The organism is Streptomyces sp. NPDC057253, assembly GCF_042669125.1.
GTDB lineage: Bacteria > Actinomycetota > Actinomycetes > Streptomycetales > Streptomycetaceae > Streptomyces.
Genome location: NZ_JBHUXV010000094.1, coordinates 23,014 through 38,312, shown reverse-complemented (window position 1 = coordinate 38,312; position 15,299 = coordinate 23,014). Strand labels below are relative to the sequence as shown.

The window sequence follows — 15,299 nt, the reverse complement described above, 5'->3', positions numbered from 1 at the left end:
GGTCGGCCGGAGCGGCGTTCGCGTCCATTCTCCACACCCCCACCACATTTCGGGAACCGCTTTCCAAGGAGTTGGGGATGACACCCGTCACTCTGCCCACTGTGCCACCACCGCGCCGCCGCTCCCTGTCCCCCGGCCGGTCCGCTCGGCGCCGGTCCGCTCGGCACCTGCGATGACGATGCCGGCCCCGCCCCCGACACCCACGGTGTCCGAGCCCGCCGTACCGCAGGTGACCCAGCCGTCCCCGCGCTCACCCCCTCGCCCGGTACCGCCGCATCTTCGCCCGGGCCCCGCACACCTGCATCGAGCACCACCGCCCCCGTCCCGCCGGGCTTCGGTCGTAGTACGCCCAGTGGCAGTCCACGGCCTCGCAGGCCTTCAGCCGGGTCCAGGTGCCCGCGACCAGCGACTCGGCGACGGCGGCGGCGACGCGGGAGAGCAGGGGCCGGGTGTCGGCGGGGGCGAGGGCGGCCGCGCCGTCGGCCGTGGAGACCGTCACCAGCAGGGGCGCCGCCGCGAGCAGTTCCCCCAAGGGCGTCACGGACCGGTGCGGCGGGTGCCCGGCGTGCGCCAGCAGGGCGACCCGCAGCGACTCGCGCAGCTCCCGGGCCCCGGCAGCCTCGCCCTCGGTGAGTGCGAACCGCGCCCGCCCCTCCGCCGTCTCCAGCGCGTCCGCCCCCGACTCCAGGTCGAGCGTGTTGACGAGGGACTGGACCAGGGCCAGCCCCCCGGGCGCGGGCGATCGCTCACTCATGGCTGCACGCTACCTACCTCGTGAATTCCCTTGCGACGTTACTCCCCATACGGGAGCATGCGGTAACCGTTACTGGTTACCCGGCTCTACAGGTAACCCCGCTTCAAGGAGGAAGCCATGGCCATCGCCGAACTCGGAACCGTCGTACTCGACTGTCCCGACCCCCGCGCGCTCGCCGGTTTCTACGCCGGTGTCCTCGGCGGCAGCATCGAGGGCGAGGGCGACTGGGTGGACCTCAAGGTCCCCGGCGGACAGTCGCTGGCCTTCCAGGCCGCCCCCGGATTCGTACCGCCGAAGTGGCCCGCCCCCGACGCCTCGCAGCAGTTCCACCTGGACCTGACCGTCCAGGACCTGGACGCGGCCGAGCAGGAGGTGCTGACGCTCGGGGCCAGGCCGCTGGACACCGAGGACCGCTCCCGCGGCTTCCGTGTGTACGCGGACCCGGCTGGGCACCCGTTCTGCCTCTGCGCCTGCTGAACCCCGTCCGACCAGGAGGAGACCCGTGACCGTCGCCCGCTTCCGTTCCGTCGTGCTCGACTGCCCGGACCCCCGCGCGCTCGCCCGCTTCTACGCGGGCATCGTGGGCGGCACCCCGGAGGACGACGACCCCGACTGGGTCGTCCTGCGGGTCCCCGCCGGGCCCCGGCTGGCCTTCCAGAGCGCGCCGGGGTTCACCCCACCGGAGTGGCCGCGCGCCGACCGCAACTCCCAGCAGTTCCACCTCGACCTCGAGGCCGGCAGCACCTGGGAGGAGATCGACGCGGCGGAGGCCAAGGTGCTGGAGCTGGGTGCGCGGCCGCTGCACGCAGAGGACAAGGAGGACTTCCGGGTGTACGCGGATCCGGCGGGGCATCCGTTCTGCCTGTGCCGGATCGACCCGCTGTAGGCCCGGCTAGCCGTCCAGTTCGGCGATCCTCGCCGTGGACGGCTCCCGGCGCTGCTGTGCCGCCCGCGCGGTGAAGTCGGACTCACGCAGCACCCGCTGGACGTTGCCCCAGGTCAGCAGCGCGAGGTCGATCTCCTCCCAGCCGCGGCGCAGCAGCTCGGCGACGAGGTGCGGATAGCAGGACGCGTCGCCGAGCTCCTGCGGGTGGGCGGTCCCGGCGTCGTAGGTGCCGGACAGTCCCACGCACTCGGCGCCCGCGACCGCGCGCACCCGGTCGAGGTGGTCGGCGACGTCCCGGACCGTCGGGCCGGTCTGCTCGGCGGTCAGCGGCACCATGCACAGTCCCTTGGCGGCGCCCACCTCGGCGAGCAGGTCGTCGGGGAGGTTGGCGGGGTGCGGGCGCAGGGCGCGGGCGGCGGAGCGGGTGAACAGCACGGGCGCCTTGGAGACCGCGAGGACCCGCCGGATGGTGGCCTCGGAGGCGCCGGAGAGGTCGGCGAGGACTCCGAGCCGGTTCATCTCGCGCAGCACTTCCTCGCCGAACCGGGTCAGCCCCGCCTCGCTCGCCCAGGACACCCCGGACAGGGTGAGGGCCCGCAGTCCGAGGGCGTGCAGGGAGCGCAGGATGCCGAGCGAGTCGCCGAGGGCGGCGGCACCGGCCGGGCCGAGCAGGACGGCGGCGCGGCCGCAGTTGTGGGCGTCGGTGGTCTCGCCCGCCGTACGCGCAAGGCGCAGGCCCTCGGGATGGTTGCGGACGACCGTCTTGACCAGGTCGAGCTGCTCCAGCGTGGCTCCCACCGCCCGGTCCCCGTCGAGTCCCTCGGGCAGGTGCAGCGACCACAGCAGAGCGCCCACGTGCCCCTCCCTGAGCCGCGGCACATCCGTGTCCACGGCGCTCTCGCCGAGTTCCAGGTCGAACCAGGGCAGGTGCCTCAGGGCCCAGGGCAGTCCGCTGTAGCCGTCGGCGACGGGGTGCGCGGCGAGGATGGCGCGGGCGCGCTCCAGGGGCTCGCCGTCCGGGTCGGAGACGGGGGTGTACAGCCCCGGCACGGCCCCGAAGAGCTGGGGCAGCTCTCCCAGCTCGGCCGGGGGCTGCAGTTCGTCCTGGAGGTCTGCCATGACGGGCTCCGTACGTCGTGATCTTCCTGATCGCCGTACGGTCACCGTCGCACGGAGCGCGGGGGGCTTCCTGGTGGGCGGGGCGTTCGGGGGTACGCTCCGGAGCCGACTCGGGGCCACCGCGCACGGGCCGGGGCCTAGGCGCGCCTGGCCGCCTCGATCACCTCGTCCAGGGTGTCCCGGGAGCGCAGGAGGTCGGCGATCGTGCGGTCGATGCGGTCGCGTTCCGCCGTGAGGTCGGCGATCAGACGCGGGGTCGCGACGGCCGAGGGGCCGCCGTCGGTGTCCCGCATGCAGGGCAGGAGCTGGGCGATCCGGGCGCTGTGCAGTCCGGCCGCGAACAGCTCCTGGATGCGCACGACCCGGTCGACCGCGGCCTCCGGGTAGTCCCGGTGGCCGCCCGGGGTGCGGTCGGCCGTCAGCAGGCCCTGTTCCTCGTAGTAGCGCAGCGACCGCTCGCTCACGGCGGTACGCCGGGCCAGTTCACCGATCCGCACGCGGCCCCCTCGGGCTTGAATCTGACATCGATGTGAGGTTCTACGGTACGCCCATGACGCCGACGACCGACTTCCTGGCACCGGCCCGACTCGGCCGCCTCGTCCTCCCCCACCACCTCGTCATGGCCCCCCTGACCCGCAACCGCGCGGACCCCGACGGCACCCCGACCGACCTGATGACCGCCTACTACGCCCAGCGCGCCTCCGCCGGCCTGATCATCGGCGAGGCCGCGACGCCGAACGCGGTCGGGCAGACGTACCCGAACATCACCGCGATCCACACCGACCGGCACATGGCGGGGTGGCGCAGGGTGACCGGGGCCGTCCGGTCGGCAGGCGGGCGGATGTTCCTCCAGCTCCAGCACGGCGGCCGGGTGAGCCATCCGGACACCACGGGCCTGACGCCGGTGGCGCCCTCCCCCGTACCGCTGCCGGAGACGATCTTCACCCCCGGCGGACACCGGCCGGCGGTCGTGCCGAGGGAGATGACCGCCGACGACATCCGGGCCACCGTCGCCGACTTCGCCGCGGCCGCCCGCCGGGCCGTGGACGCGGGCTTCGAGGGGGTGGAGGTGCACTCGGCCAACGGGCATCTGCTGCACCAGTTCCTCGCCGGGAACACCAACCGCAGGACGGACGGGTACGGCGGTTCCGTGCGGCGCCGGGTGCGGTTCACGGCGGAGGTGACCGAGGCGGTGGCCGACGCGATCGGCGCCGACCGGGTGGGCGTACGGATCTCCCCGGCGAGCACGGTCAACGGCGTCCTGGAGGACGACACCGACGCCCTCTACCCGGCACTTCTCGACCGGCTGCGGGACTTGGACCCGGCCTACCTGCACGTCGTCCACGCCGACCCGGAGACCCGCTGGTACCGCCGGATCCGCGCCGACTGGCCCGGCACCCTGATCGGCAACCCGGTCCTGCCCGGCCTCACCACCGAGGACGTCACCCGGGCCGCGCACGGGATGCTGGCCGCGGGCGCCGATCTGGTCGCCCTCGGCCGGCCGTTCCTCGCCAACCCGGATCTGGTGACCCGGCTGCGCGTCGGCGCACCGCTCAACCCCGTGCGGGACCGCTACCTGATGTACGTGGGCGGGGCGGACGGCTACACCGACTACCCCGCCCTGGACGCTCAGCCGTCGAGTGCGGCGAGGGTCGCGTTCGACGGGCCCCGCGTGACCTGAAGGTCGCGGGACACGTCCTCCGCAGCGCCCAGTACCCGTACCGCGTTCTGCCAGGTCAGCTTGGCCAGGTCGGGGCGGGACCAGCCGCGGTCCAGGAGTTCCGCGACGAGGTTCGGGTAGCCGGAGACGTCGCTCAGGCCGTCGGGGGTGAAGGCCGTGCCGTCGTAGTCGCCGCCGATGCCGATGTGGTCGACGCCCGCCACCTCGCGCATGTGGTCGAGGTGGTCGGCGACCGTCGCGACCGTGGCGACCGGGCGCGGGTGGTGCTCCTCGAAGGCGCGGTGCACCTTCATCGCCTCCGGGGTGGTGGCGAGGTGGTGGAAGCCGTGCTCGCGCATGTTCTCGTCGGCGGCGGCCGTCCAGTCGACCGCGGCCTGGAGGACGAACTTCGGCACGAAGGTCACCATCGCCATGCCGCCGTTGGCGGGGAGGCGTTCCAGGACGTCGTCCGGGACGTTGCGCGGGTGGTCGCACACGGCTCGCGCGGAGGAGTGCGAGAAGATCACCGGCGCGCTCGTCGCGTCCAGCGCGTCCCGCATGGTCGTCGCCGCCACGTGCGAGAGGTCCACGAGCATGCCCTCGCGGTTCATCTCCCGCACGACCTCGCGGCCGAACGCCGACAGGCCCCCGACGCCGGGCTCGTCGGTCGCCGAGTCCGCCCAGTCCACGTTGTCGTTGTGGGTGAGGGTCATGTAGCGGACGCCGAGCGCGTACAACGCGCGTAGCGTCGCGAGGGAGTTGGCGATGGAGTGGCCGCCCTCGGCGCCCATGAGGGAGGCGATACGGCCTTCCCCGCGCGCCGCCTCCATGTCCGCGGCGGTGCGCGCGGGCCGCAGCGTGTCGGCGTACCGCGCCTGCAACTGCCGTACGCAGTCGATCTGTTCCAGGGTCGCCGGCACCGCCTCGGGCAGGTCCGAGCGGACGTACACCGACCAGTACTGCGCGCCGACCCCGCCGGACCTGAGCCGGGCCAGATCGGTGTGCAGGTGGGCGGACTGGTCGGTGGCGATGTCCCGGGCGTCGAGGTCGTAGCGGACCTGTTCGCGCAGGGCCCACGGGAGGTCGTTGTGGCCGTCCACGACCGGGAACTCGCGCAGGAGTTCCCGGGCCGTCTCCAGCCGGTCCGCGGCCGTCACTTGCCGAAGCCGAAGCCGTTGGAGCCCTCGACCTTGGAGCGCAGGCGCTTGCCCTTCTCGGTGGCCTGGTCGTTGAGCTCCTGCTGGAACTCCCGCATCCGGCCGAGGAGTTCCTCGTCGTGGGCGGCGAGGACGCGGGCCGCGAGCAGACCGGCGTTGCGGGCGCCGCTGACGGAGACGGTCGCGACGGGGACGCCGGCCGGCATCTGCACGATGGAGAGCAACGAGTCCATGCCGTCGAGGTACTTCAGCGGGACCGGGACGCCGATGACGGGAAGCGGGGTGACGGAGGCGAGCATGCCCGGGAGGTGGGCGGCTCCCCCGGCGCCCGCGATGATCACCTTCAGGCCGCGCTCGGCCGCCTGCTCGCCGTACGCGATCATCTCGCGCGGCATGCGGTGCGCGGAGACGACGTCGACCTCGTACTCGATCTCGAACTCGTCGAGGGCCTGGGCGGCGGCCTCCATGACGGGCCAGTCGGAGTCCGACCCCATGACGATGCCTACAACGGGGCTCATTCGGTGATCGTGCCTCTCAGGTAGCCGGCAGCGTGACGTGCGCGTTCGAGAACGTCGTCCAGGTCGTCGCCGTAGGTGTTGACGTGGCCCACCTTGCGGCCGGGCTTCACGTCCTTGCCGTACATGTGGATCTTCAGCTGGGGGTCGCGGGCCATGCAGTGCAGGTACGCGGAGTACATGTCGGGGAAGTCGCCGCCGAGGACGTTGACCATGACGGTCCACTTCGCGCGGGGGCGGGGGTCGCCGAGCGGGAGGTCCAGGACCGCGCGGACGTGGTTGGCGAACTGGCTGGTGATCGCGCCGTCCATCGACCAGTGGCCGGAGTTGTGCGGGCGCATCGCGAGTTCGTTGACGAGGATGCGGCCGTCGCGGGTCTGGAACAGCTCGACGGCGAGGTGGCCGACGACGTCCAGTTCCTTGGCGATGCTCAGGGCCATCTCCTCGGCCTTGAGCGCGAGCGCCCGGTCGAGGTCGGGCGCCGGGGCGATCACGGTGTCGCAGACGCCGTTCACCTGCTGGGACTCGACGACCGGGTAGGCGACGGCCTGGCCGTGCGGCGACCGTACGACATTGGCGGCGAGCTCGCGGACGTAGTCGACCTTCTCCTCGGCGAGGACCGGGACACCGGCCCGGAAGGGGTCGGCGGCCTCCTCGACGGAGTCCACGACCCACACGCCCTTGCCGTCGTAGCCGCCGCGGACGGTCTTGAGGACGACGGGGAAGCCGTCGCCCTCGGCGCCTTCAGCAAGGCCTTCGCGGGCGAACGCGGCCACGTCCGCCGGGTCGCTCACGATCCGGTGCCGTGGGCACGGCACGCCGATCGCGTCGAGCCGCGCCCGCATCACGCCCTTGTCCTGGGCGTGCACGAGCGCGTCGGGGCCGGGGCGGACGGGGATGCCGTCCGCCTCCAGGGCCCTGAGGTGCTCGGTGGGGACGTGTTCGTGATCGAAGGTGATCACGTCGCAGCCCTTCGCGAACTCGCGGAGCGTGTCGAGGTCGCGATAGTCGCCGATGACGACATCGCTCACCACCTGCGCCGCGGAATCCTGAGGGGTGTCACTGAGGAGCTTGAACCTGATGCCGAGCGGGATGCCTGCCTCGTGTGTCATACGAGCGAGCTGGCCTCCGCCGACCATGCCGACTACCGGGAACGTCACGACCCCAGGGTATCGGTCGCGCCACGGCGGCCGGATTCCGCGCCTCTTACTGGTCCTCTTACCAGCTTGTTTCTCTGTTGTGAGGTCATCCACAGGCAACTGGTACGGGGGATGGTTAGCATGGCTGAGTTGACGAAATCACTCGACTGACCGACCCGACTGGGGGACTGTACAACCATGGGACATGGTTCCTCAGGGCTGCGAAGGATCGTGCACGAGGTCGCGAAATTCGGTGCGGTCGGCGGTGCGGGTCTGCTCGTCAACCTCCTCGTCTTCAACCTCGTCCGGCATCTCACCGACCTTCCGGTGGTCCGCGCGAGCGTCATCGCCACGGTGGTGGCGATCGCCTTCAACTACGTCGGGTTCCGGTACTTCACCTACCGTGACCGCGACAAGAGCGGCCGCACCAAGGAACTGACCCTGTTCCTGCTGTTCAGCGCGGTCGGCCTGGTCATCGAGAACGGCATCCTGTACGCCGCGACCTACGGCTTCGGCTGGGACAGCCCGCTCCAGAGCAACATCTTCAAGTTCCTCGGCATCGGCATCGCGACCCTGTTCCGCTTCTGGTCCTACCGCAGCTGGGTCTTCAAGACCCTCCCGGCCCGCGAGGCCGTGGCCAGCGCGGAATCCTTCCTGGAGGAAGCGGAACAGGCAGCAGCCAGGAAGCTCAGGCCCCGCCAGCGCGTCCTGTGACGTTCAGGGAGCCCGACGTTCGGCTTTCAGGGCCGCGGGGACGACGCTTTTAGGGGCGCGGGGAACTGCGCAAAAACGCCAGCCCCCACCGGCCCGCACCCGCAGAGCAACCGGCTCCCACCGACCCGTCACCGCTCAAGCAGCGCAGCTCGCCTCACCGAACCGTGGGCTCGTCCTCGTCCGCCAGTGGTGACTTCAGTGGGGTGCGGGACAGGAACAGGCCGAAGACCGGGGGCTGGGCCTGGAGCATCTCCAGGCGGCCGCCGTCCGCCTCCGCGAGGTCCCGGGCGACCGCGAGGCCGATGCCCGTGGAGTTGCGGCCGCTGATCGTGCGCTCGAAGATGCGGGCGCCGAGGTCGGCGGGGACGCCGGGACCCTCGTCGGTGACTTCGATGACCGCCTGGTTGCCGGTGACGCGGGTGCGCAGGGCCACCGTGCCGCCGCCGTGCATGAGGGAGTTCTCGATCAGCGCGGCCAGGACCTGCGCGACCGCTCCCGGCGTACCGACCGCCGTGAGGTGCCGTTTGCCGGAGCTGACGATCGCCCGCCCCGCACTGCGGTACGCCGGCCGCCACTCCGCGAGCTGCTGCTGGATGACCTCGTCGAGGTCGAAGGTGACGGCGTTTCCGGCGCGCGGATCACGGGAGTTGGTCAGCAGCCGCTCGACCACGTCGGTCAGCCGCTCCACCTGGGTCAGCGCGACGTTCGCCTCCTCCTTCACCGTGTCCGGATCGTCGGTGAGGGTGATCTCCTCCAGGCGCATCGACAGCGCGGTCAGCGGCGTACGGAGCTGGTGCGAGGCGTCCGCGGCCAGCCGCCGTTCCGCCGTGAGCATGCGCGCGATGCGCTCGGCGGAGGAGTCCAGCACATCGGCGACCCGGTCCAGCTCGGGGACGCCGTAGCGCTTGTGCCGGGGCCGCGGGTCGCCGGAGCCGAGGCGTTCCGCGGTCTCGGCGAGGTCGGTGAGCGGCGAGGCCAGCTTGTTGGCCTGCCGGATGGCGAGCAGCACCGCCGCGATCACCGCGAGCAGCGCCACCAGGCCGATGATCAGGAGCGTCCGGCCGACCTCCCGGGTCACCGAGGAGCGCGGCTCCTGCACGGTGACCGTCTCGCCCTCCTCGCCCTTCTCGGTGGAGCTGATGACCTCACCGGAGGGCCGGGCGCCGACCTCGATCGGCGGCTTCCCGGAGATCCGGATCACGGCGTAGCGGTCAGGCCCGACCTGGTCGCGCAGGATCTCCGCGGTGACGTCCTCCGCGGCGAACAACCGGCTGTCCACGATCCCGGCCAGCCGGATCGCCTCGGAATCCACCCGCTCCTGGGCGCTGTTGCTGATGGTGCGGGTCTCGACGATGACGAGGGAGACGCCGAAGACGGCGATCACCACGAGCACCACGGCGAGCGTGGACTGGATCAGTCGACGGCGCATGTCCTCTTACCTGCTACACGTGGGGCCGGGGTTCAGCTCTTCTCGAAGCGGAAGCCCACGCCTCGTACCGTCGCGATGTACCGCGGGTTGGCCGCGTCGTCGCCCAGCTTCTTGCGCAGCCAGGAGATGTGCATGTCCAGCGTCTTGGTCGACGACCACCACGTGGTGTCCCAGACCTCGCGCATCAGCTGGTCGCGCGTCACCACCCGTCCGGCGTCCCGCACCAGCACCCGCAGCAGGTCGAACTCCTTGGCGGTGAGCTGGAGTTCCTCGTCGCCCATCCAGGCGCGGTGGGACTCGACGTCGATGCGCACCCCGTGGGTGGCGGGCGGCTGGGCCGGCTCCGCGGCCCCGCGCCGCAGCAGCGCCCGGACCCGGGCCAGCAGCTCGGCGAGCCGGAAGGGCTTGGTGACGTAGTCGTCGGCGCCCGCGTCGAGACCGACGACGGTGTCCACCTCGTCGGCCCGTGCGGTCAGGATGAGGATCGGTACGGCGTGGCCCTCGGCGCGCAGTCGGCGGGCCACCTCGAGGCCGTCCATGCCGGGCAGACCCAGGTCGAGCACGACCAGGTCGATGCCGCCCTGCATTCCGGCGTCGAGTGCGGTGGGGCCGTCCTCACGCACCTCGACCTCGTACCCTTCCCGGCGCAGGGCGCGGGCCAGCGGCTCCGAAATGGACGCATCGTCCTCGGCGAGCAGTACACGGGTCATGAGCTGATGGTAGACCGCTCTTGACAGATGCTGGGGTGTGATCGCAACCGCGTGATTCTTACCTTTCACGATTCTGGGGCGAACCTGTGAGTGTGGGGTGCCAATCGTGTAGGGACCTTAGAAACCGAGTGTATGGTTCCATCATCACCTGTGATTCAGGTCTCAAGTCCTTCCATTTCCGGCACAGTCCTGCCGTATGGTGAATCGAAGCCTGTCGCAACGTGGGGACCTTTGGCGCGCATCTGTCGCCAAAGGTCTCATTTGTGTGCGGTAACCCCCACCAGCAAGGAACGACCATGGCGTCCAGCCTGACGAAGGACTCGGTGACACCGGGCACCCCCGGTTCCGAGAAGACCTTCTTCGGCCACCCCCGCGGACTGGCCACACTCTTCATGACCGAGATGTGGGAGCGGTTCTCCTACTACGGCATGAAGGCCCTGCTCACCGTCTACCTGCTCTCCGGCGGCCCCGACGCCGGCAAGGGCAGCATGGGCGGCGGCCTCGCCATGGACCTGGCGACCACCACCGTGATCGTCTCCGTCTACTCGGCGATGGTCTATCTGCTCGCCATGCCCGGCGGCTGGCTCGGCGACCGCGTCTGGGGTCCCCGCAAGACGGTGGCCATCGCCGCCGTCACGATCATGGCTGGTCACCTCACGCTGGCGCTGCCCGGCGGCCAGGCACCGTTCTTCGCGGGCCTGGCGCTGGTCGCGGCCGGTTCCGGCCTGCTCAAGGCCAACATCTCGACGATGGTCGGCCACCTCTACGACGGCCCGGACGACCCCCGCCGCGACGGCGGCTTCACGATCTTCTACATGGGCATCAACGCCGGTGCCTTCTTCGCCCCGCTGGCCATCGGCACCGTCGGCCAGGAGGTCAGCTGGCACCTCGGCTTCGGCATGGCCGCGGTCGGCATGGCGATCGGTCTGGCCGCGTTCCTGATCGGCACCCGCAACCTGAGCCCGGCCAGCAGCGTCGTCCCCAAGCCGCTGGCGGCCGAGGAGCGCGCGGCCTGGCTGCGCAAGGGCCTGTTCTGGGTGATCGCCGCGACCGTCTTCTACGGCGTCGTCGGCTTCACCGGCCACTTCACGCTGAACTGGGCGATGATCCCGCTCACCGTCATCGGTCTGGTCGTCCCCGCGGGTGTGCTGCTGCGCATCAAGCGGGACAAGGAGCTGACGGCCGCCGAGCAGTCGAAGATGTCCGGCTACATCTGGTTCTTCGTCGCGGCCGCCGTGTTCTGGATGATCTACGACCAGGGCGCGTCCACCGTCCAGGCGTTCGGCTCGAACGACCAGAAGACGGCGGGCTCGCTGCTCGGCTTCGACTTCCCGACCTCCTGGTACCAATCGCTGAACCCGCTGTTCATCATGGCGCTGGCCCCGGTCTTCGCCTGGCTGTGGGTGTGGCTGAACCGCAAGGGCAAGGAGCCCAGCACCATCGTGAAGTTCGCGATGGGCCTGGTCCTGATCGGTGTCTCGTTCTTCTTCTTCCTGATCCCGATCGCCATGGCGGCCAACGGCACCGCGGTCAGCCCGATGTGGCTGGTGGGCATCTACTTCATCCAGACCGTGGGTGAGCTGTGCCTGTCCCCGGTGGGTCTGTCGGTGACGACGAAGATGGCTCCCGCGAAGTACGCCTCGCAGATGATGGGCGTCTGGTTCCTCGCGGTGACCGCGGGCGACTCGATCACCAGCCTGCTGTCCAACCCGGCGATCGCGGGGGTCGACCTCAGCGGGACGACTGCCGTCTTCGGTGAGGCCGCGCTCGCCGCGCTCGCGGGGTTCGCGGTGTGGATGTACCGACGGAAGGTGAAGGCCCTCATGGGGGACGTTCGCTAGTAGTCCGGCTTGAACTGACAGGGCCGCTGCGATCCGGGTGGATTGCGGCGGCCCCGTCGGTTTCACGTGCCGTGCGCGGTTCCCCGCGCCCCTGAGGTCGGCTACCGTGCCCTTCTCCCGGGCATGAACGTGAACACGGCCGCCCCCAATAGCACCGCCGTGCCCGCCACCAGGCCCAGTGCCTTCAGGGCCCCGTGGTCGTCCGCGCCCGTGGCCGCCAGGCCGCCGCTCGTCGAGGAGCCGCCGGTGCCTGACGTGCCGCCCGAGCCTGAAGTCCCGCCGGACGCGCCGCCCTCCTGTTCCTCCGTGGTGAGGGTGAGGGAGGCCTCCGTCTTGTCCGGCGTGCAGGTGGTCGTCGTGCCCAGAGCCTTGATTGTCAGGACACCCGGCGACAGCGTCGACTCCCCCGTGGCCCCCGGCTTGTACGTGCCCGTCATGTCGGGGATCTCGATCGGGTCGCCGGACTTGATGGGCGCGGAGTTGGTGGGCCCCTCGACGGAGACCGAACCGGTGTCGGCGCCGCCCAGGGTGACCTCCATGGAGGGCTTCACGGAGTCCGCGGGGATGTCGGCCGGGCTGTCCATCGGGGAGTTCTTGAACTGCACGGTGATGCCGTAACTGCCGCCGTCCTTCTTGGCGTTGATCTGGATCTCGGAGGTCGCCTTCTTCTCGCCCAGGGGTGACTGGCAGGTGTAGGGGATGGCGACCGCCTTGCCGGTGAAGTCGGTCTGGCCGTCACCGGAGGACTCGGTGGCGCTCGGGGTCGGGCTCCCGGTGTCCGTGTCGGTGGGGGTCGGCGTCGGGGTCGGGGTGCCGGTGTCGGTGTCGGTCGGGTCCGGCGTGGGCGTCGATGTCCCGTCGCCCTGGGCCACGCTCAGCGTCGCCCCCGTCGGCACGGTCCCCGTCGGCGTGCACACCGTGTTCGTCCCCATCGCGTTCACCGTGTACGCACCCGGTGTCAGCGTCAGCTCCCCGGCCGCCGTCAGCTTCAGCGTGCCCTTCATGTCGGACAGCACCATGTCGCCGCCCTTGGGGATCGCGGGGTTCTCGCGCGGCCCGGTCATGGCGATGTCGGCGCTCTGCGCACCGGCCGCCTTCAGGGTGCCGGTCGGCTGGACCGAGTTCGCGGGCAGGTCGATGATGTCCGGGTTCTTGGAGGCGGCCTGGGTGAACTTCCACACCACGTCGATCTCGTCGCCGACCTTCGCCGTGGCCGGCGCGGTGATCTCGACCTTGGTGGTGCCCTCGACGGGGTCGAGCCCGACGCCCGCGGGCGGCACACAGCGGGTCGCGAACGACACCTCGGCGGCCTGGGCGGGCCCGGCGGCGAGGCCGAGCGCCACGCCCGCCCCGACCAGCGCGAGGGCCGCACCGGCCGCGCCCGCTCTTCTCGGCCCGGCGGCCGGTGGGACTCTCCTTCGCATGCTCACGTGGATCCCTCTCTGGTGGGAGTCGGAGGACTCGTCGGGCTGTCGTGGTGCGGTGCGGAGAGCCGACCACCGGCCGTGCCCGGATCGGCGTCCGGGGTGAACCACGGCAGGGTGGAAGCGGGAGGTGCCGCGTGCGCGGCCGTGGAGGGCTTGAACCCCGGCAGGCGCAGGGCGAGTTCGGGCAGGCGCAGACCGCGGTGCCGGATCCCTCCGGCCGGCCGCGGCCGCACCCGGTCCACCACCGCCATGCCGACGCGGAACAGCGCCGCGGGCACGACCAGGCAGACCAGGATCCAGAACAGCGTCACGCCCCAGGGCCGGCCCACGCCCCAGGGCTGCTCGGCGAGCACCTTGCCGCCGTACTTCAGCGACACGGTGTAGTCGCCGTGCGCGCCGCCCGAGAGTTCGACGGGCAGTTGGATCCGGGCCTTGCCGCCCGGCCTGATCGTGCCGCGCCACTGCTGTTCGTCCCACTGCGGGGCGAACACGCCGTGTGCGGTGCCGACTTGGAAGACGGGGTTCCTGACGTCGGAGGTGCCGACGTTGCCCACGGTGAAGACGAGGGTGCGGGCGGGAGGTGCCCCGAACCAGGTCAGCAGACCGCCGCCGCCGTCCAGGTCGGTGTCGGTGAGGACGGACAGCCGCCCGCCGGAGGTGTCGGCGGGCAGCGGCTCCACGGCGTGCCCGGCCACCTGGAAGATCGCGTCGGCCTCGGCCTTCGCGCCGGTCACCGTGGCCACGTGCACCACGCAGGGGCAGGGAACGGGCGGTTCGGACACCGGCAGTCGCCTGCTGAAGCCGCCCTTCGCGTCGGTGGTGACGGCCCTGCCGTCCGCGTTGGCACAGGAGTTGGTGCCCCCGGGCACCCCGCGCGAGGGCACGGCCTGTCCGCAGATCAGGATCATCAGCAGCGTCCGCTCCCGCCAGCCGCTGCCGCTGACCGTGATCGAACCCCCGGTCCCTGCCTGGGACTTGGACAGCTTCACACTCGGCCGGTCGGCCGCGCTCGCGGTCCCGGCCAGGGGCGCGAGCAGCAGCGCGAGCACCGCCACCAGCACCGCGGCCCGAAGCTTCCGGTTCACGTCGTCGCTCCCGTCAACTCGGCTTCCGCACGCGGGACTTCCGAGGGCGCGCGGTCGGTCGTACGACGCCTTCGACGGCGTACGGCGAAGCAGGCGCCGCCGGCCGCCACCGCCGCCGCGGTCGCCGCCACCCCGCTCCAGGGCACGAACCGTGCGGACGCGCCGGCGGTGTCGTGGGCGCCGCCGGCCGCGGTCACCGTGAGCCGGACGTCGACCGCGTCCAGGGCGGGTGGGTCCGGCCAGGGCTCGGTGAGCTTCAGGCGGGCTCCGGGCGGGAGGCGGACGGGCAGGGTGCGGGGGGCGCGGTCGAGGAGGGTGCCGAGGACGCCGTCGGCGTGCACGGCGAGTCGCGGGGTGAGGGGGGTCGTACCGCGGTTGACGAGCTCGTAGGTGATGCGGTCGGCGTGGACCGAGACGTGCTCGACGGTCAGGGCGGTCAGCTCGGGGGCGGTCGAGCGCAGGTGGAGCGGGACGCTCCGGGTGCCTGCGGTTCCGTCGGTGCTGTCGCGCGCGACGATCCGGGTGCTGCGGTCGCGGTCCGGGACGGTCACCGTGAAGGGGACGTCGGCGCGGGTGCGGGCCGGGACGCGGACGGTGGCGCGCGCGAAGGCGGCGCCGGACAGCCGTACGGTGACCGGCCGGCTGCCCGGGTTGGTCACCGACACCGTGTCCTGGACGGCCGTGCCCGGCGCGCCCTCGGCGTAGAAGGCGGGCCGGCCGCCGCCGGCGGGCGCGAGGGACCATCCGTCGGCGGCGCGGGCCGCGGGGGCGGGCCCCAGCAGGACCAGCAGGGGCAGGGAGAGGGCGAGGCCGAGGGGCAGGGCACGGGCGGCGGACGCGGACGACATGGGCGGCTCCAGCTG

At 71.7% G+C, this 15,299-nt stretch carries 16 protein-coding genes; 5 read left to right on the top strand and 11 right to left on the bottom strand.

The genetic code is table 11. The features are described from left to right. Positions 1–250: 250 nt before the first annotated feature. Positions 251–754, bottom strand: coding sequence for a CGNR zinc finger domain-containing protein (locus ACFULQ_RS36145; RefSeq protein ID WP_383552197.1), 504 nt, complete (start codon positions 752–754; stop codon positions 251–253). Positions 755–871: 117 nt separating this feature from the next. Between ACFULQ_RS36145 and ACFULQ_RS36140 the strand changes: the two genes are divergently transcribed. Both ACFULQ_RS36140 and ACFULQ_RS36135 read left to right on the top strand, forming a co-directional pair. Beyond that, positions 872–1,231: a VOC family protein gene (locus tag ACFULQ_RS36140; RefSeq protein WP_383552194.1), complete on the top strand. Its 360-nt coding sequence runs from the start codon at positions 872–874 to the stop codon at positions 1,229–1,231. A gap of 25 nt (positions 1,232–1,256) precedes the next feature. Further along, a complete protein-coding gene (locus tag ACFULQ_RS36135; RefSeq protein WP_383552191.1) occupies positions 1,257–1,640 on the top strand; it encodes a VOC family protein in 384 nt (127 codons plus the stop codon). Between the two features lie 6 nt (positions 1,641–1,646). On the opposite strand, the gene ACFULQ_RS36130 is transcribed toward ACFULQ_RS36135, so the two are convergent. After that, a complete protein-coding gene (locus ACFULQ_RS36130) occupies positions 1,647–2,759 on the bottom strand; it encodes a dipeptidase (RefSeq protein WP_383552189.1) in 1,113 nt (370 codons plus the stop codon). Between the two features lie 137 nt (positions 2,760–2,896). Further along, complete coding sequence (locus ACFULQ_RS36125; protein ID WP_383552187.1) at positions 2,897–3,256, bottom strand: MerR family transcriptional regulator; 360 nt, start codon at positions 3,254–3,256, stop codon at positions 2,897–2,899. A 53-nt stretch (positions 3,257–3,309) separates the two neighbouring features. On the opposite strand from ACFULQ_RS36125, the gene ACFULQ_RS36120 reads away from it, so the two are divergent. Further along, positions 3,310–4,440 carry an alkene reductase gene (locus tag ACFULQ_RS36120; RefSeq protein ID WP_383552185.1) on the top strand — a complete coding sequence of 377 codons (1,131 nt, stop codon included), beginning with the start codon at positions 3,310–3,312 and terminating at the stop codon, positions 4,438–4,440. Here ACFULQ_RS36120 and ACFULQ_RS36115 read toward each other — a convergent pair. The 3 genes from ACFULQ_RS36115 to ACFULQ_RS36105 are packed head-to-tail and all read right to left on the bottom strand — an operon-like array spanning position 4,389 to position 7,251. Next, positions 4,389–5,576 carry a dipeptidase gene (locus ACFULQ_RS36115; protein ID WP_383552183.1) on the bottom strand — a complete coding sequence of 396 codons (1,188 nt, stop codon included), beginning with the start codon at positions 5,574–5,576 and terminating at the stop codon, positions 4,389–4,391. The two genes, ACFULQ_RS36120 and ACFULQ_RS36115, sit on opposite strands and share 52 nt — an antisense overlap. After that, the gene (gene purE, locus ACFULQ_RS36110) at positions 5,573–6,070 is read right to left on the bottom strand and encodes a 5-(carboxyamino)imidazole ribonucleotide mutase (RefSeq protein WP_383552208.1); all 498 of its coding nucleotides are present in this window, start codon (positions 6,068–6,070) and stop codon (positions 5,573–5,575) included. Before purE ends, ACFULQ_RS36115 begins: the two co-directional genes overlap by 4 nt. Positions 6,071–6,090: 20 nt before the next feature. Then, positions 6,091–7,251: a 5-(carboxyamino)imidazole ribonucleotide synthase gene (locus ACFULQ_RS36105; protein ID WP_383552181.1), complete on the bottom strand. Its 1,161-nt coding sequence runs from the start codon at positions 7,249–7,251 to the stop codon at positions 6,091–6,093. Positions 7,252–7,428: 177 nt separating this feature from the next. Here ACFULQ_RS36105 and ACFULQ_RS36100 point away from each other — a divergent pair, with 177 nt between their 5' ends. After that, positions 7,429–7,944, top strand: a complete 516-nt coding sequence (locus ACFULQ_RS36100; protein WP_383552178.1) for a GtrA family protein — start codon at positions 7,429–7,431, stop codon at positions 7,942–7,944. A 154-nt stretch (positions 7,945–8,098) separates the two neighbouring features. On the opposite strand, the gene ACFULQ_RS36095 is transcribed toward ACFULQ_RS36100, so the two are convergent. Together ACFULQ_RS36095 and ACFULQ_RS36090 are read right to left on the bottom strand one after the other, a co-directional pair. Further along, positions 8,099–9,373: an ATP-binding protein gene (locus ACFULQ_RS36095; protein WP_383552176.1), complete on the bottom strand. Its 1,275-nt coding sequence runs from the start codon at positions 9,371–9,373 to the stop codon at positions 8,099–8,101. A 32-nt stretch (positions 9,374–9,405) separates the two neighbouring features. Next, positions 9,406–10,083, bottom strand: a complete 678-nt coding sequence (locus ACFULQ_RS36090; RefSeq protein ID WP_007382513.1) for a response regulator transcription factor — start codon at positions 10,081–10,083, stop codon at positions 9,406–9,408. A gap of 296 nt (positions 10,084–10,379) precedes the next feature. On the opposite strand from ACFULQ_RS36090, the gene ACFULQ_RS36085 reads away from it, so the two are divergent. Continuing rightward, positions 10,380–11,924: a peptide MFS transporter gene (locus ACFULQ_RS36085; protein WP_383552173.1), complete on the top strand. Its 1,545-nt coding sequence runs from the start codon at positions 10,380–10,382 to the stop codon at positions 11,922–11,924. Between the two features lie 101 nt (positions 11,925–12,025). Here ACFULQ_RS36085 and ACFULQ_RS36080 read toward each other — a convergent pair whose 3' ends face one another. Genes ACFULQ_RS36080 through ACFULQ_RS36070 form a run of 3 tightly spaced genes read right to left on the bottom strand, consistent with a single transcriptional unit; the run spans position 12,026 to position 15,284 of the window. Then, entirely contained in the window at positions 12,026–13,348 is a 1,323-nt protein-coding gene (locus ACFULQ_RS36080; protein WP_383552170.1) for a hypothetical protein, read from the bottom strand. A 2-nt stretch (positions 13,349–13,350) separates the two neighbouring features. Further along, positions 13,351–14,436 (bottom strand): hypothetical protein, encoded by a 1,086-nt coding sequence (locus ACFULQ_RS36075; protein ID WP_383552168.1) that lies wholly within the window; start codon positions 14,434–14,436, stop codon positions 13,351–13,353. After that, on the bottom strand, positions 14,433–15,284 hold the full coding sequence (locus ACFULQ_RS36070; protein WP_383552166.1) for a hypothetical protein: 852 nt from the start codon (positions 15,282–15,284) through the stop codon (positions 14,433–14,435). Before ACFULQ_RS36070 ends, ACFULQ_RS36075 begins: the two co-directional genes overlap by 4 nt. Positions 15,285–15,299 lie beyond the last annotated feature (15 nt).